Consider the following 17784-nt stretch of genomic DNA (forward strand, 5'->3'; position numbering starts at 1 on the left):
TCCGTCAACGTCACGGCCGCTGCGGCCCGAACTGGAGAGAATATGGCTCGATATCATGCCAGCGTGGGCGGCATGGACGGCATCGAAGGTCAGTCGACGTCGGCCCTGAAGCTGCCGCACCGCGAGATCGACCGCAACCCGGCCTATAAGCGGATCGCGACCGAGGAGGCCTGGAGCATCCCGGAGATCGTCGAGGCGCAGATGGACTGGCTGAAATCGGCCTGCCCGCCCGACGACACTTCTCTTCGAATGGCCGGCCTGTTCGCCGGCTTCGACCAGCTTCAGCACGAATTGTGCGAAGTCGGACCGGAGCGGATTTCGCGGATGGACGAGCTCGGGATCGACCATCAGCTGCTGCTCCTGACTGCACCTGGCGTGCAGGTCCTCGACCCGGCGCGCGGCCGGGAACTGGCGGCGCTCTCCAACGACCGGCTGGCCGAGGCATGCCGCAAATATCCCGACCGCTTCTCCGGTCTGCTGGCTTTCGCGCCTCAGGACGTGCCCGGCGCCGTCGCCGAGATCGAGCGCGGAATGACGAAGCTGGGGCTCAAGGGCGCGGTGGTGAACAGCCATACGCAGGGACGCTATCTGGACGAGCCGCAGTTCCTGCCCATCCTCGAAGCGCTCGAAGCGCATGATGCGGCGCTGTACATTCACCCCACGGTGCCGCCACGGCAGATGGCGCAACCCTACGAGTATCGCGGAATGGCCGGAGCGCTTTCCGGCTTCACCCACGAAGTGTGGGTGCACACGATGGGCCTGATCCTTTCGGGCGCCTTCGACCGATTCCCGAAGCTGAGGCTCGTCATCGGCCATATGGGCGAGGCCATGCCGCTCCACCTCTATCGTTTCGACTGGATGCAGAACAATGCGGACGGCAAGCCCGGACTTCGCGGCGGGCAGCCCCCGATCCGGCTTCGCCACAAGATCTCCCATTACTTCCGCAACAATATTTGGATCACCACCAGCGGCGTAGCCTGGGAGCCCGCGATCAAATTCTGCCAGGAAGTGCTGGGCCCGGAGCGCGTGCTCTACGCGACGGACTTTCCCTATCAGGTCTCAGCGGACGAGGTCGCGTCCTACGATGCGCTCGATATCCCGCCGGAACACAAGAAGATGCTCATGGAGACGAATGCGACCGACGTATTCCGGCTCGAACTCTAGGTTCCAGGCTTCGCATCGTTGAGACGAACCCCGTTCCCAACCTTCTTCGAACGATGCTGCAGGAAGCCCCTGCCCCTTTCAGGCGCGCTCCATTTCGAGTTCGTCCGCAAGAGGCGCGATGTTGAAGATGCGCTCGGCATTGCCGGCGTAGATCTTCGTGCGATCCTCGTCGCTGAGCGGCGCCCGGTCCATGAATTCGACCGCCTCCGGCGTGGTCTGATAGGGATAATCTATCGCCCACATGATGTTGTCGATGCCGACCGCCTCGATGCAGAAAGCGAGCGCCTTGTCCCAGTTCATGCCGCTGGTGGTGATCGCCATGTTGCGCCGCATATATTCGCCCGGGAGCAGCTCGAGCTTCGGCCGGTTGGAGCCGCTGGCGAACATGTAGTCGAGCCGCCACTGCCAGAAGGGCAGGCCCTCGCCCATGTGACCCAGCACGAGGCGCAAGCCGGGGAAGCGATCGAAGACGCCCGACATGATCAGCCGGACGGCGTGGAGCCCGGTCTCGGCGCCATAGCCCCACATCGCCGTTTCGAGACCATATTTGAGATAGGGACCGGCCATGCCGCGCGAAGGGGCGCGCGGATGGAGGTAGATCGGCGCTCCGCTCGCGGCCGCGGCTTCGAAGATCGGGAGATATTTCTCCTCGTCCAGATATTCGTCATTGGTATGCGAGTTGATCATCACTCCGTTGAGGCCGAGCTTTCCCATGGCGCGCTCCACCTCCAGCGCGGCCGCCTCCGGGTCCTGCGGCGCGATCGTCGCGAGCCCGGCGAACCGGCGGGGATGCCGCGCGACCAGCTCCGCCAGCCGGTCGTTGCTGTCGCGCGCCATCGCCGCCGCACGGTCCGGCGCGAACATCTGCACCCCCGGTGAGGTCAAGGCCAGCACATGCATGTCGACACCCTCGGCATCCATGATCGCGAGACGCTCGTCGTCGAGATCGAGCAGCTGCCGCTTCACCCGCTGGGCGAAGGGGTTGGCCGACCCAGCCATCATTCCCCAGAAGGGCGCGTCGGCACTGTCGTCGCCGGCGGCAATCCGGTCGGCGAGCGCCTCGAGCTGTTCCGGGGTGGCAAAGGCTTCTTCGGTGGCAATGCGGCGCTGACGTTGCATGGTCTCCTCCTGCGCGAGGCGTGACATTGGTAAGACGTCTTAGCAAGTGGCTCGCGCGCGATGCCTTGGCGCCGATCCCTCAGTCCGGGCCTATCCACCACCGCTGTACCCAGCCGCTGACGTCCGCCACCCGGTTGCCCTGCGCGTCACGCGCCGGCTCGTAGCGGAATCGCTGCATGATCAGGCGGCAGGTCGTCTCGTCCAGCTCCGGATGCCCGCTCGATTGCTCGACCCTGCAGCCGATGACCCTCCCGTCGGCCGCAACCTGAACCCGAGCGAACACCTGCCCTTCCGCTCCGGATCGGAGCGCGCCACGCGGATAGTCCCGGTTCCGAATCCGCCCGCGGAGCAGGCGCGGGCGTGTCGCCGCGCCCCCCGCGCCGACGCCGGTGCCCGATCCGCCGGCGCCGGTCCCCGTTCCGCTTCCGCCCGCGCCGGTGCCCGGCCCCGGCACGGGCGCGGCGCCGGCGAAGGGCCTGGTCCCCTGCCCCGCCACGGACGCGGCAGGAACATGCGGCCTTTCGATCGGCACGACCGGCTCGGGCGCGACCACCGGCGTAGGATCGGCCTTCAGCGCCGGCGGCGCGGCCGCGCCCTCCTCCGCTTCGCTCGGTATCTCGGCCGGTGCCTTCTCTTCCGCGGGCGGAGGCGGCGGTTCGATGACCTCGAACAGCTGGAGTTCCTCGGCGACGCGCACGGGCAGGTCGAAACGCAAGCCAGAGACGATCAGCCACGCGAGCAGGACGTGGACCAGCATCACGGCCACGGCAGGCTTCAGCCGGTTGCCGGTCTCGTAGCGACGGGTACGGACAAGCTCGGTCACCTGACAAATATAGGGCTGCGCCTGCGTGAGGCGAGACCTCCCGACCGGTCACGCCGGCCGGGCGCATCCGGGCATTGCATTCCCGGGAGTGTCTCCCTAAATGGCGCCTCTCGCGGTCGGGCCGTCAGGCCTCCGCGCCTCGCCAGGCGGCGATGGACGCATAGCTCAGTTGGTAGAGCAGCTGACTCTTAATCAGCGGGTCCTAGGTTCGAGCCCTAGTGCGTCCACCACCTTTTCAAGCCCATAGCAGCCCCCACCCTCCTTCTCGAAATGAAAAGGTAGCAGGCTAGGTAGTGAGCGCCCGGTGGCTAAATCGCTCGTCTACCTTGACGAGTTGCGATCCTGTTACCGGGTCGGCGGCATGCTCTCGGGAATGGCGTGAACGCGGCGGCGATTGGCATCGATCAGCTCGAACTCCGGCGAGCCCCTAAACGTTGTGAGCCTTGCCCCCGCGCCATTGCGGTGCATGACGAACAGGCTTGCTCCGGCATCGGGGTTGGCCACGACTTTGAACACCTCGCCGCCTTCGGCGCCGTCCAAGGTCAGGAGGGCCTCACCTCCGACGTCGGTCGTGCCGTAGCCACCGCGTTCGTTGCCGTCTGGTCCATTCAGGATGATCCCCGAGATCGCGCCGGCCCGTGGTTGGCGAGAGCCGCGGGACACCGGGTCAGGAACCGGCGCGCCGATGATTACCCGCTCCACTCCCCTCTCATCGACCACGGTGAGGCTTCGAACACGAAGATTTTCATTCTGCGGCAGCGCAGTAGCCGCCACCAGGAACAGGCTAACAACGCCGATCGAGCCGGCCCCCAACCAACGCACCGCTCGGCGCAGGCGGCGAACCTCATCCCTCATCTGCTCTTCCATCACGTCCTCCCGGCAAAAGCCAATCACGTTGCCCCGCCCGGCTTATGATGTCTGAGATCGACTTTTCCGCTACATTTGTAGCACCCACATTGGGCATGGGCGTCGCTACTCCCGGCCTGATAGCTCCGCAATCGAGCCGCGCTGGCTGGCGGCGGATGCGCCAAGGAGGCTTATTCGTTGACGGCCGCGAGAAATGATCGTGCTGATCAGCGCTGCGACGAGGTCTTCAGGCAGCGCGGCACGGGTTCATGGATGGCGGCTGCACTGCCAGACCCGACGCGACAGCACCGGCCAGATCAAGGCTTTCCAACATGCGCCTGGCCGAGGAACGCTCGGAGTCGCTGGAGGCATCCGTTCAAATAGGCCGCGCGCTTTCGGAAGCTCCTTCTCATGATCGGCGGGAGGAAGGTTGCAGGCTGACCGCGCCAGCATAGCCGGTCGCAGTGCCAGCTATCCGGGGGCCGCTCAGTAATCGTGGCAGAGCGCCAGCAGCCTATAGCAACCGCTACTGCTTCCCAACCTCACACTCGGCAGGTCGCGAGGTTCAATTCCTCGCGCGTCCCCATCAGCGGAATACGGGCGAGGCCTCGAGCGCCTCAAACCGGCCTTAGCGCAAGTGCCGCCGTACCGATCCCTCATCACGTCGCGGCACTCAACGATTGATGCTTTTGAGAGACGGCGCAACGTCGGACACGTCCCGCCACTTCGTAAATATGGTTCGCAAGCCTCTTGCTTCAAGGCCCCGGCCGTCCCGTAGAAGGCAGGCCCCTTACTGATTGCGCGAGGTGGCATATGCAAATGTCCAAACATGAGGTCGCCATTGCCGGAGGCGGCCCGACCGGCTTGATGCTGGCAGGTGAATTGGCTCTGGCGGGCGTCGATGTCGCAATAATCGAGCGGCGCGTGAACCAAGACGTCGAGGGCTCTCGCGCAGGCGGACTGCATCCCCGATCGATCGAAGTCCTCGACCAGCGTGGCATCGCCGAACGCTTCGTGTCGCAAGGCGAAAAGCACCACGTCGTGCTGTTTGCCGGAACCGTTCTCGATGCCAGCGATCGCCCGACCCGCCACAACTACACGCTCGCCTTGTGGCAGGAAAAGATCGAGCGCATCCTGGCCGATTGGGTTTCAGCCCTGGCGGTGAAGACTTATCGCGGTTGTGCGGTAACGAGTTTCGTGCAGGCCGATGAGCACGTTAATATCGAGTTGAGCGATGGCCGGATGCTCCAGTCGAAATATCTCGTCGGGTGCGACGGCGGCCGCAGCCTGGTCCGCAAGGCAGCCGGTATCGATTTCACAGGATGGGAGCCTGCCCTCAGCTATCTGATCTTCGAGGCCAGCATGGCAGACGAGCCGGCACTGGGCATGCGCCATGGCGAGAGAGGCGTCTATGCCCTCGGCAAGCTGGACGACGGGGATCGCGTCCGCGGCGTCGTGACCGAGCAGCGCCTCGAACGAGACGACAGTCCAACCGGCGACCAGCTTCGCGAGGCGCTCACTGCCGCTTACGGAACGGACTTCGGCGTCCATGACATCACCTGGCTCTCGCGATTCACCGATGCGGCGCGACAGGCCGCCTCCTACCGCAAAGGGCGGGTGCTGCTGGCCGGAGACGCCGCCCACGTGCACTCGCCGGTCGGCGGACAAGGCCTCAACATCGGCTTGCAGGATGCGGTCAACCTGGGATGGAAGCTGTCGCAGGTGATCAAGGGCATTTCTCCGGACCGCCTGCTCGACACCTATCATGCGGAGCGGCACCCGGTCGGAGCGGCCTTGCTCAAGCACACCCTGGCGCTCACGGCGCTCAGCCGCGGCGACGACCGAACCAATGCCCTGCGCGACCTCATGGCCACAGCGATGCAGATGGACGAACCGCGCAAATGGTATTCGGCCATGATGTCCGGCCTCGACATTCGCTACGACCTTGGCGAGGGGCACCCGTTGCTCGGCCGCCGCATGCCCGACCTGGATATCGCTACCGCCGCCGGGCCCATGCGGATCTTCGAGCTCCTGCATGATGGGCGACCGGTGCTGCTCAACTTCGGGAAACCCGGCGGGCTCGCCAACGAAGGATGGACAGATCGCGTCAAGCTGGTCGACGCAAGTTTCGACGGCGTGTGCGAGCTTCCCGTCATCGGCCCGGTCTCGGCCCCAACTTCTGTGCTGATCCGGCCGGACGGGCACGTGGCATGGGTCGGAGACGGAGACTCCGAAGGCCTCTTCGATGCCCTCGAAACCTGGTTCGGCGGTCACAGCGTTTAGCGAGCCGCCGCGAAGAGAAGCCGCGGCTGCAGGTGGCAGCGATCCGCCAAGCGCCCGCCTCGGTCGATCGACAAGCTCGCCCCGGATCCGGAAATCAGATCCGGATCCGGTGGCGATGCTCGGGCTTGCGACGGCGAAAGAAACGAGAATAAGAGAAAAAGCTCGGAGCGGTGAGCGCGCCTGACGCAGATGGACGCCCGACATGAGCTCGACCAATCGCCGCACCACTGGCCTGCGCCTATTTCTGGATCTCGATCAGCAGCGCGACTGGATAGAAAGTAATACGACCCTGCACGACGCCGACGAGCGCTCGGAGTCGCTGGAGCATCGGTTCAAATATCTCGCGCGCTTTCAGAAGCTCCTTCTCCGCCCGCAGGCACAAGAGGTTCTGGAGATCCTCAGCCTCTACGGCCAATCCTGTATTCCGATCCCGCGCAGGACCGAGCGCGATTATTGGTCGGTTTCCTGTCTGCCGTCGACTTCCGACAAGCCGCTGGTGCGGGTCAATGCGAGCTGGATGGAGCTTTTCACACTCTACGCGAACGGAGAAGGCATTCGCTCCAGATTCATCCTGCATCTTTCGGATTTCACCGCGGACCATTCGTCCGCGCGGGATCGCCTGGACGAATCGCTTCTCGAGCAATGCGTCACGACCCCAGAAGACGTCGGCTATTTCTTTCCGCGTGGGGACGACATTTTCGGGGTCAATGTGCGGGGCTGCGCTTCGATCCGCAAATTCCTCGCGACCCCCCACGCCTTGCGCGCCATTCGGACCTTCAATCTGACGCACATGAACCGAGGCCGGAACGCCTACCAGACCAGCCACTGCTACAGCCTGGCGGATTACATGCTGGCGGGTTGAGCGGCTCCCAGGCACGCGGCACCTTGACGACGCGCCGGGGGCGCCGAAGTCGCGGCCACGATCTGAAACGGACGCCGGCGACGGACCCGCCCGCCCCGATGACCATCTCCTGGCGGTCGCCGGCCATGAGCCGGGGCACTCCACCCCTTCTGGGAGGTGCTTCGAAGCTGCCCTTGGCTTTCCCGCATCCGGCATATACGTTACGTATACGGCTCGTATATGGAGACCCCGATGGGCATCGTGAACATAGATGATGATTTGCACGATCAGGTGCGCAGGGCGAGCAGGGTATCGTGTCGTTCGATCAACGCGCAGGCAGCCTATTGGATCAAGGTCGGCATGCTGTGCGAGACCAATCCCACGCTGAGTTTCACCGACATCATCGAGCGCGAGCTCAGGTCCGCGGGTGTTTCAGCTCGCCCCCTGGCCGTGAGCGACGCATGACGAAGCAGCCAGAAGAGCTGGCGTTGCTGGCCGAATCCGGCCGACTCCTGGCGTCGGTATTCGGACTGCTGGATGGAATCACACTTGCCGGCATGTCGACACTCCAGGTCGATGAAATGGTCGAGCGATTCATCGTCCACGAACTTCAGGCCCGTCCCGCGAGCAAAGGCCAGTATGGCTATGGGTTCGTGCTGAATTCTTCGGTAAACGATGTGGTCTGCCACGGAGTCCCATCGGCATCGAACGTGCTTCGGGACGGCGATATCGTCAATTTCGACATCACGCTCGAGAAGAACGGTTACATCGCGGATTCCAGCAAAACCTATCTCGTGGGCGAGGTCGATCCAGCCGCCAGGAGACTCGTCCGGACCACCTATGAAGCCATGTGGATGGGTATCCGGGCGGTTCGCCCGGGCGCGCGTCTGGGAGATATTGGCTGGGCGATCGAACGACATGCCAAGCGAAACGGCTATTCCGTGGTTCGTGAATATTGCGGCCACGGCATCGGCCGGCAGATGCACGAGGAGCCGCAGATCCTGCACTTCGGAAAGCCGGGTACTGGCCTCGTCCTTCGTGAGGGGATGGTTTTCACGATCGAGCCGATGCTCAATCGAGGCCGACGCAGCGTAAGAACCGAAGCCGACGGGTGGACCGTCGTGACGAGAGACGGGTCGCTCTCCGCTCAGTTCGAGCACACCGTCGCCGTTACAGCTTCCGGCGTGTCGGTGCTGACGCTGCGTCCCGACGAAATCGATATGATCGGCAAGATGAAGGCTGCAGCCTGACCGCGCCGGATCGCCCATCGGGAATGCCGCTACCACCCAATTCGCTCGAGCGGCAGGTGCAAAACGTCGACACGACGCTCCTGAGATAGCGCCCGCCTCCCCTGCTTGGCGCGGCCTCGGACTCAGAAGGTTCGCGGGAGATCGTTCGGCCTAGCCGGTCGAGGATCAGTACCGGCAGGAATGCCGATGGGGCCGGCAGGACGAGGATCACGCCACCGACCTTGCCGAACGCCTGAAAGGTGCGCGCGTCATATTCGCCCGAGAGCGTCCGCACGCTTTCGCGGGCAATGGAACGAGAATCGGACCTTCTCATTCAGCTTTGACCAGCCGGCTCGAACGAGCCCCTCGACGGGACCGCACCATTGGCACCCAGCAACATCGTCGCGCGCTTCGATCCCGGACGTGATTTCTACATCGGCCCCACCAATCCCCGCGTCGTGATGATCGAATATGGGGATTATCTCGACCCGATCACCGGGAGGGCCAGGGACATCCTCCTGCGAACGGCCGAACGGCTGCCGGAGGCGACGGTATTCGCCTACCGCCAGTTGCCATCCGATCGTCCAGAGGCCCTGCTTGCCGCCCGGGCCGCCGTGGCGGCCGGACGGCAAGGCGCCTTCTGGAAGATGCACGACGCCCTCTTCCGATCGTGCGAGGAGATCAACGTAACGACGCTTTCGTCGCTGGCGGCCGGGCTAGACCTCGACCTTCCGCGGTTCGAGCACGACCTCGGCTCGGCCGAGACGCTCCGCCAGATCGAAGAGGATCGCGTATCCGCCAACGCTGCGGGCGTCACCCAAGCCCCTGCGCTGTTCATCGACGGGCGGCGCTATCGCGGCGTGTGGGACGAGCTTGCGCTGCTCGAGGCGATCGAACGCCCGCTGGGCCTGCGCCTGAGGCTCGCGGGCCAAGCCTTCTTCGATTGGGCGGCGTCGGCGGGGGTGGTGCTGGTCGCCGCCACTTTACTGGCTTTGCTGGTGGCCAACAGCGAGTGGCGCGAAGGATACGAGCGGTTCCGGGAAATGCCGCTCGGACTGACGTTCGGCGCTTCCGACTTTTCGCTCCCCCTCCACGCATGGGTCAATGATGGCCTCATGGCCCTGTTCTTCCTGCTGGTCGGCCTCGAGATCAAGCGCGAGCTCGTGAGCGGGGAGTTGTCCAACCTGGATCGGGCGAAGCTACCCCTTATCGGCGCATTGGGCGGAATGGCCGTACCCGCGCTGATCTACGCGACTTTGAATTTCGGGACGCCCGAGATCATCGGGTGGGGGATCCCGATGGCCACCGATATCGCCTTCACCCTCGGCATCATGGCCCTCCTTGGAAACCGTGTCCCCAATGCCCTCGTCGTCTTTATTTCGGCCCTGGCGATAGCCGACGATCTCGGCGCGGTCCTCGTGATTGCGATCTTCTATTCGAGCGGGATCGCGCTCGGTCCCTTGCTGGTTGCGGCGGGGCTGTTCGGGGCAATGCTCCTGCTCAACCGCAGCAGCATCTATTCGCGGACGCCGTACCTCCTCCTGGGTGCCGCGCTCTGGGTCAATATTCATGAATCGGGTCTCCACGCGACGCTTGCCGGCGTGCTGACCGCGATCGCCATCCCGTCACGGCCGGCAGCCAATCTCGCGGGCGTCGCTGCACAGACGACCGCCATCTTCCGGTCCGAAGTGCGCCGCCGCGAGCAGGACGCGGAAGAGCCGACGGAGATCGGGCCGGGTGCCCTGAAGGCGCTGCAGCGTGCCGTGGAACGGCTGCGGGAGCCGGGATATCACCTGCAGAACAGGCTGGAGAATTGGACGCGCTTTCTCGTCCTTCCCCTGTTCGCTTTCGTCAACACCGGCATCAGCATCGAGTCATCCACCTTCGCGCCGCTTTCGGGACCCGGCGCCGGCGTCATCCTCGGGCTCGTGATCGGCAAGCCGCTGGGCATTGTCGGCCTGTGCTGGCTCGCCGTGCGCCTGCGCGTCGCCGAGCTCTCGGCCGAGATCAGCTGGAGTCAGCTGGTCGGGGCCGGGATTCTCGCGGGCGTGGGCTTCACCATGTCGATCTTCATTGCAGGTGCAGGCTTCGACGGGCCGGAGCTGCAAGCGATCAAGCTCAGCATCCTGCTGGCGTCCATCGTCGCGGGGGGAATCGGAAGCCTCGTCCTGGCAAAGGCCGCCTGGCGCGGCCGAGCGGCCTGAACCCAGTCCGGAACCAGGCTTTCGGCAACGCCCGCCGCGCCTCAGGTGAAATAGGTCCACACCTGTTGAGCGCAAAGGACGACGAACAGGATGGCGGACGCGGCGAGGATCGTGTTCGAGATCCAGCCATTGCGGTGCTCGGCCGCGATGCGCCTCGAGTTCAGCAGCAGGAGGAGGGTCAGCGCCAGGAACGGCATGAAGAAGGCGCCGACCACGCCGTAGATGATGACGAGGAGGAACGGGCGCTCGAAGAAGAGCAGCAACATCGGCGGGAAGGTGAGCCAGGCGAGATAGGCGCGAAACGGCCACTGGCGCTCGGGATTGTCGCCACGCTCCGGTCGGCCACGGACATGTCCGACGAAATCCGAGAAGAGCAGGCTGACGCCGTGCCACACGCCGAACAATGACGAGAGCGCGGTCGCCGCAAATCCGACCAGGAAGGTTACCGCGATCGGCCGGCCGAACCGGTCTTCGAGCACCCCGCTCAGATTCAGCAGTCCCCGGTCGTCCGACGCGAGCGCGATCTGGGCGCTGTGCAGAAGCTCGGCCCCGACGATCAGCATCGCCACGACGAAGATGCCGGTGACGGCATAAGCCGTATAATTGTCGAGGCGCATCATCGGGATCCAGGCCGGGCCGCGCCAACCCTTGGTGTTGACCCAATAGCCATAGGCCGCCGTCGTGATCGTGCCGCCGACACCGCCTATCAGGCCGAGGGTGAAGAAGGCGGAGCCTTCGGGAAGCGACGGCACAAGGCCGCCGAGGACGTCGCCGAGACGCGGCGCGACCAGGATCGCGAGGCCCGTCATCACCACGAACATGACGGCGACCAGCACCTTCATCACGCGCTCGAACGTCTCGTACCGGTTCAGCGCAACGAACAGAAAGCTGGTGACCCCCGCAATGACGGCCCAGGCGGGAAGCGGCAGGACAGGGAACAGGGCCGCGAGCGGAAGCGCCGTCGCGCTCATCGCCGTGGCCCCGTAGATGAAGCCCCAGATGACGATGTAGATACCGAAATACCAGCTCGTCCACGTGCCCAGCGAGCGCCAGCCGTCGAAGATGGTGGAGCCGGTGGAGAGATGGTAGCGCGCGGCGCCCTCCGAGAGAGCGATTTTCACGAAACATCCGAGGACGGCGGCCCAGAGCAAAGCGAAGCCGAACCTCGATCCCGCCACGAGCGTGGCGACCAGATCCCCGGCGCCCACGCCGGTCGCCGCCGCGACGATCCCCGGCCCGATCAGCTTCCACCGGCCGGAGATGGGCGGCGCCGTCTCGATCTCGATTCGTCCATCCCCAGGTTCGGCGCTCGGGGGCAAAGCTGATTCCATCATCGTGAAGTGATTGGCGGCGTCTGCGTTATCCGAAACGGCGGTTTCAGGCACTCAAATGTGGAAGTCCCCTGTTCGAACGCACGCTGCAGCGCGCGACCCGCGATGCCCGCCCGCAACGCTTGGTCACGCAGCCGCGGATACCGGACGCGCCTCTGCACCGGCGGATCGAAGTCGAGGTCGTCCTGCGGGGCGGTGAACGACCCTGACGGAGCATTTGGTCGCCGCTCATTCGATCGCCTCCAGGCAGTCCGAAAAGGTCGGCCAAATTTCATTGGACGACAAATCGAGGCGTGGGAAAAGCGACCGCGGCAATCCGCAATGGATTGACGGTCACAGGAGGCTGAGCTGTTCGGACTTACGATTTTGCCGAAGGGGTTCCCGATGCGCTTGCTTATTTTCGTCGCGCTTCTGCTTTGCGTGCTTTGCGGGCCACTGAGGGCCGAGCAGCAGGTCGCACCCGCCGACGTCACCGAGATCGTCGTCCTTGGCGTCGACCATTCCGCGCAGCTCATCAATCGGCGTCAGCAGCCGGCAGCGATGCGGGCCTTCTTCGAAGCGGTGGCGCCAAGCGCGATCTGCATCGAGCGTTCGCCCGAACGCGTAGCTCGCAACGATCATTACGAGTTTACCTACGAGATCCAGGACATCATCATCCCATGGGCGCGCGACAAAGGCTTGCCGCTGTGTCCGTTCGACTGGGTGCCCGCATCGGAAGACAGCGCGTTGGCGCTCGGCATTGCGGACCTGGAAGCGCCGCCCTTCGTCCGCCGCGACGCCGGGTTCCAGGGCTTTCTCTCCTTTCCCGATCCGCGCTCCCGCACGCTCGGTCTGTTCTTTGCGGACAGTGCGGAGGAGCGGGCGCGGCATCGCGAATTCTATGCCGACTATCCGCAAACTCCGGCGCGCGACTTCCCGCGGCGGCTCTTCCTCTACCGTACCTTCATGCAGGCTCGGCGGATCGCCTCCGCCGCGCGCAACTATCCGGGACGGCGCGTGTTGGTCGTCGTCGGCGTCATGCACAAGGATGACATCGAATCCATTCTCGCCTCCTATTCCTACATCCGCGTCGTCCAGCCCTCTGCCATCGCATCCGAGCCGGACGAGGCCGCTATCGCCCGGCACACGCGCCCCGAAGACCTGGCTGCGATCGCCGTCTTCAACCTTCTCGGCACGCAGTGGCGCGACCAGAATCTCGATCGCGCATGGCTCGGCGAGGTCGTGGCGGAGCTCCAGCGGCAAAAGCCGGGTCCGGAGAGCGAACTCCTGGCGGCGCGGCTTGCCGAGCTGGAAGGGACGCCCGCCCGCGCATCATTGGCGGAATATTCGCGCATCGCCGGGACGGCCGGTGACGCACCCTTCAGCTGGACCGGCGTGCGGGACAGATCTCGACTCGATTCCTTTTTCGACCCGTTCGGCAATCTCACCGTCGCGCAGCGTGCGTCGGTCGAGGCGGCGCGGGTCCATCATGCGCTGGACGAGCAGGAGGCGGCCGAGACGTTGCGGCTGGGCCTCAGACAGGCGCTCGACAGCGATCTCAAGCGCCTTCAACTCGACGCATACTGGGCGCGTTACGTCATTCCCGTCGATCGGCGATGATGTCTCGCGAACAGATCCCCGCGCCTCGCAGACGAGGCTGGGCGCCCGCTCATTTGCGCCTTCGCCGGAAATGCCCTTGACCCTCACGCTACGTAAGGCCTCATTCGAGCGCCCATGCAGAAACGCCGCACGAGAATAGGATATACGGTCGGCGAGGTGGCCAAGGTTTCCGGTGTGTCTATCCGGACCCTGCATCATTACGATGAGCTTGGCCTCCTCAAGCCGGCATTGGTCGGGGAGAACGGCTACCGCTTCTACGGTCGTCAGGAGCTGCAGCGTTTGCAGCAGATCATGTTCCACCGGGAACTGGGCCTGTCTCTGGCCGAGATACGGAGAATCCTCGAAGAGCCGGAATATGACCGGTTGGCGGCGCTGCGGAACCTTCGCGAGCGCATGATCGAGGAAAGGCGGCGCTCGAAGCGGCTCCTCCAAACCCTCGAAAATACGATCGCCGAACTCGAAGGAAGCAAAGTCATGGACGCGAAGAAGCTATTCGACGGTTTCGATCCGGCTCGCCAGGCGGAGTATGAAGAATGGATCATAGATCGTTTCGGGGAATGTGCCCGAGGTGCCGTCGAAGCCAATCGCCGCCGGTGGTCGGAGATGAACGCAGACGAACGACAGACCTTCATGGCTGAGATGAACGAGATCGTGGAAGGGTTGGCGAAAGGCTATGCCTCGGGCGTCGCCCCTGACGATCCGTTGCTGGATCCCTTACTGTCGAGGCATTATGCCTTGGTCGCGCTGTCGTGGGCGAGACAGCCCACGGCCGAAGCCTATGCGAGGCTCGGCCAACTCTTCGCTTCGAATCCCGAATATCTTGGCCAACATGCCGTCCAGAATCCCGGCTTACCCGAATGGGTCGCGGCCGCCATGGCGGCCTATGGGCCAAGAGGATGCGACCCGACGGCCCCGGCTTGATGGGTGGAGGCACGGAATCCCCGCGATCCGGCGAGTTGGAGCAGGCCATGGATCGGGGAGAGCGTCCAGTGAATTCCCGGCCGGGAACGCTTGCAACGCTCTTGCGCAACATGCGCCGCGCGGCTGGCATCTCGCAGCTCGAGCTGGCCTTCAGAGTAGGCATGTCGCAGCGGCACGTCAGTTTCGTTGAGCTCGGTCGCGCCAGGCCGAGCCGGGACCTGATCCTGAGCTGGACGCGTGAAACCGGGAGCTCGGTCGAGGAACGGAATGCGGCGCTCCTGCGCGCGGGCTACTCGCCCGGCCTTCAGGACCTGGGACCGTGCCAATCCCGCACCTCATCTGAGCTCGACGCGCTCTCAGGCATGCTCGACGCGCATGAGCCATATCCGGGAATGGTGTTCGACGCCGATTGGATGATCTGTGCCATGAACCAAGGCGGGCAGTGGCTGTGCAAGCTCACCATGGCCGACTTCCTCGCCGGCATGGATGGGCCATCGACCCGGATGGACATGATTGCGGCGGCTACCCACCCGGGAGGACTCCTTTCCACGGTCCGGAATGCGGCTGAGGCCGGCTTCGCGCTTCTTGCCCAGCTTCGAGCGGAGGAACTCACCCGCCCTGCCCTCGGCCCGCGAATCGATGAGTATGAAAGGTCGCTGAGGCAGCGTTTCGGGTGCAGGACGGGCCAAGGTCGCGCTGCCGGCGACCCTCAGCTCAGCATCGTCATGGACACGCCGTTCGGGGCCCTGTCGTTCTTGCTCGTCCAAACGATCTACGGTTTACCGCAGAACGTAACTCACGCATCGTTGCGGACGGAACTCTGGTTTGCGGTCGATGGCCTCACGCGTCGCACGATGATGACGCAGGCGGGCGGGACACGCACTTGCCCCCACGATACAGGAGTCTGCGCGAAGTGAGCTACGACAACCAGATGCGGAACTGGCCTGCCGAAGGGTTCGGGCCGAGGATCAGGCGGCGAGAGTTCGTTGCCGGCGCATTGGCCATGACCCTTGCACAAGAAGCACGCGCGGGGCGCGCACCCCAAGCGGGTGAAATGTGGAGCCGGACCGAGGGCGAAGGTCGTGACCTCATCTTCGTTCACGGCTGGACGATGGATCACCGGGATGAGGCTCGCACGTACGAACCGATCTTCGCGAACCGCCCCGGCTGGAGACGCCATTACCTGGACCTGCCGGGGATGGGCCGGTCTCCAAGACGCGAGAACATCGTGAATCTCGACGGCATGCTGGAGGCCCTGCTCGATTTCATCCAGGACCGGGTGGAGGGCACGTTCGCGATCGCTGGCACTTCGACAGGCGCGTATCTCGCGCGAGGCGTGATTGCGAGGATGGGCGATCGGGTACGTGGGGCCATTCTCCGGGCCCCGATGATAATTCCGGACGACAGCCGGCGCGACGTGGATCCGATCGAGCCGGTCCTGCGAGACCCGTCCGTTCTCGCGGAAATGTCCGCCGGCGACCGAGAGCGCCTCGGCGAGTTGCTCGTGCAGACGCCTTCGTACGCCGCTGCCAAACGCCGCAAGCTGGACGAAGCCGTTGCACCGGCAATCGCCGCGGCAGACCAGGCTTTCCTTGCGGCAATACGACAACAGCCGAGCCGCTATCGGCTGTCCTTCGATCCCGACGCGGCCATCGGCCGCTTCGACCAGCCGGCGCTCATCATCACCGGCCGCCACGACGAGTCGGTAGGCTATCGGGACGCTTGGCCTCTGGCACGCGTCTTTGCGCGATCGACATTCGTGGTCCTCGATCGCGCCGAGCACGGCCTCCCGATAGATCAGCAACGTGTCTTCACCGCTCTCGTCAATGACTGGCTGGACCGATTGGACGAGGCAAGCGCGTTCGATCCAGGGGCTCGGAGCCGCCCCGGCTGACAGCTTGCGAACCCATTGCTCGGCCGGCCTCCACGGCGGCAGGCCTGCATCATGAGGTGACCGACGCCGAGACATAACGAGCAGCTGCAACGCTCAAGCGCGGATCCCAAGCGCGAGCGTGACGGCGAGCGCACATTGCTGCATCGCCGGTGGAGCGTGGTTCCCGTTCGATCGAGTGCGACGAACGCCACCTTACCTTCCAGGTAGTTGCGGCTTAGCCAAATCCGACGGAGATGCGCCGCCGGCAGCAATATTGACGAACGCGCGTCGGCAGGAGGCAGCGATGAAGGTTCAAAGTTACTATCCGGTCGTAATGACGGACGCCGTGTCCGGCACGGCTCAGTTCTACGAATCCTATTTCGGCTTCAAACCCCTGTTCGTCTCCGACTGGTATGTGCATCTCCAAGCACAGGATGATCCCAATGTGAATCTCGCAATTCTGGACGGAATGCACGCGACGGTGCCCAAGGTTGCGCGCGGAAAGGTTTCCGGGTTGATCCTGAACTTCGAAGTCGATGACGTAGACGCCGAGTATGAACGGATCCGTCGTGCAGGGCTTCCAATCCTGCTCGAAATTCGTGACGAGGATTTCGGGCAACGTCATTTCATTACGTCTGACCCGAACGGCGTGCTGATCGACATCATAAAGCCCATTGCGCCCTCCGCAGAGTTCGCGACACAATATGTCCCGGCCGACTGAATCTTCCCGCGGGCCGAATTGCCACCGGCCCGGGCGCGTTCAGTAAGTCTTCGACCAGGACCATCGGGAAGCGTCATTCACCGCGGCTCGTGCCTGACCGCCACATTTTGAATGGAGGAGATGGAATGAAGGCATTTCGGGCGACGCAATGGAAGGCAGCGGCAGCGCTGGTCGCTGCCAGCATGGCGGGCGCTTCGCCGACTACAGCCGCAGAAACCCGGGGGCTGAGCTTCGAGCAAGTGCTGCAGATCCATCTCGAAGCCATTCGCAGCCGCGACCTTTCCGCCATCGAGCGAACGCTGACCTCTGGCGAGCGCCTGGACCTGCTATTGCCGGACGGGCGTCACCTGCGGACGCGCGACGAGTTCATCAGGCTGCACGTCGACTGGTTTGCCGACCAGAGCTGGACCTGGCGCTATGAGCCGGTCGCTCGACATGTCGGCACCGACCTGGCGACAGCCACGATCAAGACCCGTTCCGAAAGCCGCGACCCCGACGGAAAGGTCACGCGCTGGAGCGAGAATTGGCTGACCCTGACTTTCCGGAAAGAAGCGGGCGGATGGGCTCTCGTCCTGGACCAGAACACGCCGATCGCGCGAGGCCCCTGAGACCGCGCGACGCTCGACATCGTCCTCGCCTCGAGGGGAGGCCTCGGAAGCTGGTGGGTCCGGCGGCTGGCGCAGCCGCACGGGGGTATTGCGCCGACTGCCGGACATATCGAGCCACATCGACATGGCGACCTGGTGCCTCCGGCTTCCCTGATCGGGGCAACCACAAAACGGACCACCGGCGGGGATCGTCCTGCACCGCCGGGTGAGGACCAGCTCCAG

16 protein-coding genes and 1 tRNA gene are annotated in these 17784 nt (G+C 64.4%); 13 read left to right on the forward strand and 4 right to left on the reverse strand.

Annotation, left to right across the window (positions count from 1 at the left end; genetic code table 11):
- Positions 1 to 42: 42 nt before the first annotated feature.
- Positions 43 to 1164 carry an amidohydrolase family protein gene (locus tag EKM57_RS17265; protein WP_129793772.1) on the forward strand — a complete coding sequence of 374 codons (1122 nt, stop codon included), beginning with the start codon at positions 43 to 45 and terminating at the stop codon, positions 1162 to 1164.
- A gap of 78 nt (positions 1165 to 1242) precedes the next feature.
- Here EKM57_RS17265 and EKM57_RS17270 read toward each other — a convergent pair whose 3' ends face one another.
- Both EKM57_RS17270 and EKM57_RS17275 read right to left on the reverse strand, forming a co-directional pair.
- Positions 1243 to 2283, reverse strand: coding sequence for an amidohydrolase family protein (locus EKM57_RS17270; RefSeq protein WP_129793773.1), 1041 nt, complete (start codon positions 2281 to 2283; stop codon positions 1243 to 1245).
- Between the two features lie 79 nt (positions 2284 to 2362).
- Positions 2363 to 3106, reverse strand: a complete 744-nt coding sequence (locus tag EKM57_RS17275) for an energy transducer TonB (RefSeq protein WP_129793774.1) — start codon at positions 3104 to 3106, stop codon at positions 2363 to 2365.
- A 154-nt stretch (positions 3107 to 3260) separates the two neighbouring features.
- Here EKM57_RS17275 and EKM57_RS17280 point away from each other — a divergent pair.
- Positions 3261 to 3336, forward strand: a tRNA-Lys gene (locus EKM57_RS17280).
- A gap of 115 nt (positions 3337 to 3451) precedes the next feature.
- Here EKM57_RS17280 and EKM57_RS22295 read toward each other — a convergent pair.
- Complete coding sequence (locus EKM57_RS22295) at positions 3452 to 3973, reverse strand: hypothetical protein (RefSeq protein WP_206185484.1); 522 nt, start codon at positions 3971 to 3973, stop codon at positions 3452 to 3454.
- Positions 3974 to 4771: 798 nt separating this feature from the next.
- Between EKM57_RS22295 and EKM57_RS17290 the strand changes: the two genes are divergently transcribed.
- The 5 genes from EKM57_RS17290 to nhaA all read left to right on the forward strand — a co-directional run bounded on the left by EKM57_RS17290 (position 4772) and on the right by nhaA (position 10509).
- Positions 4772 to 6235, forward strand: coding sequence for an FAD-dependent monooxygenase (locus EKM57_RS17290; RefSeq protein WP_129793775.1), 1464 nt, complete (start codon positions 4772 to 4774; stop codon positions 6233 to 6235).
- Positions 6236 to 6437: 202 nt separating this feature from the next.
- Positions 6438 to 7097, forward strand: coding sequence for a hypothetical protein (locus EKM57_RS17295; protein ID WP_129793776.1), 660 nt, complete (start codon positions 6438 to 6440; stop codon positions 7095 to 7097).
- 231 nt (positions 7098 to 7328) lie between these two features.
- A complete protein-coding gene (locus EKM57_RS17300) occupies positions 7329 to 7541 on the forward strand; it encodes a ParD-like family protein (protein ID WP_129793777.1) in 213 nt (70 codons plus the stop codon).
- Positions 7538 to 8326, forward strand: coding sequence for a type I methionyl aminopeptidase (gene map, locus EKM57_RS17305; protein ID WP_129793778.1), 789 nt, complete (start codon positions 7538 to 7540; stop codon positions 8324 to 8326). Before EKM57_RS17300 ends, map begins: the two co-directional genes overlap by 4 nt.
- A 362-nt stretch (positions 8327 to 8688) precedes the next feature.
- Complete coding sequence (gene nhaA / locus EKM57_RS17310) at positions 8689 to 10509, forward strand: Na+/H+ antiporter NhaA (protein ID WP_129793779.1); 1821 nt, start codon at positions 8689 to 8691, stop codon at positions 10507 to 10509.
- A 41-nt stretch (positions 10510 to 10550) separates the two neighbouring features.
- Here nhaA and EKM57_RS17315 read toward each other — a convergent pair whose 3' ends face one another.
- A complete protein-coding gene (locus EKM57_RS17315) occupies positions 10551 to 11840 on the reverse strand; it encodes an Nramp family divalent metal transporter (RefSeq protein WP_129793858.1) in 1290 nt (429 codons plus the stop codon).
- Between the two features lie 384 nt (positions 11841 to 12224).
- On the opposite strand from EKM57_RS17315, the gene EKM57_RS17320 reads away from it, so the two are divergent.
- The 6 genes from EKM57_RS17320 to EKM57_RS17345 all read left to right on the forward strand — a co-directional run bounded on the left by EKM57_RS17320 (position 12225) and on the right by EKM57_RS17345 (position 17562).
- The gene (locus EKM57_RS17320; protein ID WP_129793780.1) at positions 12225 to 13439 is read left to right on the forward strand and encodes a hypothetical protein; all 1215 of its coding nucleotides are present in this window, start codon (positions 12225 to 12227) and stop codon (positions 13437 to 13439) included.
- A gap of 114 nt (positions 13440 to 13553) precedes the next feature.
- Positions 13554 to 14360 carry a MerR family transcriptional regulator gene (locus EKM57_RS17325; RefSeq protein ID WP_129793781.1) on the forward strand — a complete coding sequence of 269 codons (807 nt, stop codon included), beginning with the start codon at positions 13554 to 13556 and terminating at the stop codon, positions 14358 to 14360.
- 101 nt (positions 14361 to 14461) lie between these two features.
- Positions 14462 to 15277 carry a helix-turn-helix domain-containing protein gene (locus EKM57_RS17330; protein WP_165357519.1) on the forward strand — a complete coding sequence of 272 codons (816 nt, stop codon included), beginning with the start codon at positions 14462 to 14464 and terminating at the stop codon, positions 15275 to 15277.
- Positions 15274 to 16254: an alpha/beta fold hydrolase gene (locus EKM57_RS17335; protein WP_129793783.1), complete on the forward strand. Its 981-nt coding sequence runs from the start codon at positions 15274 to 15276 to the stop codon at positions 16252 to 16254. The genes EKM57_RS17330 and EKM57_RS17335 overlap by 4 nt, the downstream gene beginning before the upstream one ends.
- Positions 16255 to 16537: 283 nt before the next feature.
- Positions 16538 to 16954, forward strand: a complete 417-nt coding sequence (locus EKM57_RS17340; protein WP_129793784.1) for a VOC family protein — start codon at positions 16538 to 16540, stop codon at positions 16952 to 16954.
- 125 nt (positions 16955 to 17079) lie between these two features.
- Positions 17080 to 17562, forward strand: coding sequence for a nuclear transport factor 2 family protein (locus EKM57_RS17345; protein WP_129793785.1), 483 nt, complete (start codon positions 17080 to 17082; stop codon positions 17560 to 17562).
- Positions 17563 to 17784 lie beyond the last annotated feature (222 nt).

It is taken from the genome of Sphingosinicella sp. CPCC 101087 (assembly GCF_004151485.1).
GTDB lineage: Bacteria > Pseudomonadota > Alphaproteobacteria > Sphingomonadales > Sphingomonadaceae > Allosphingosinicella.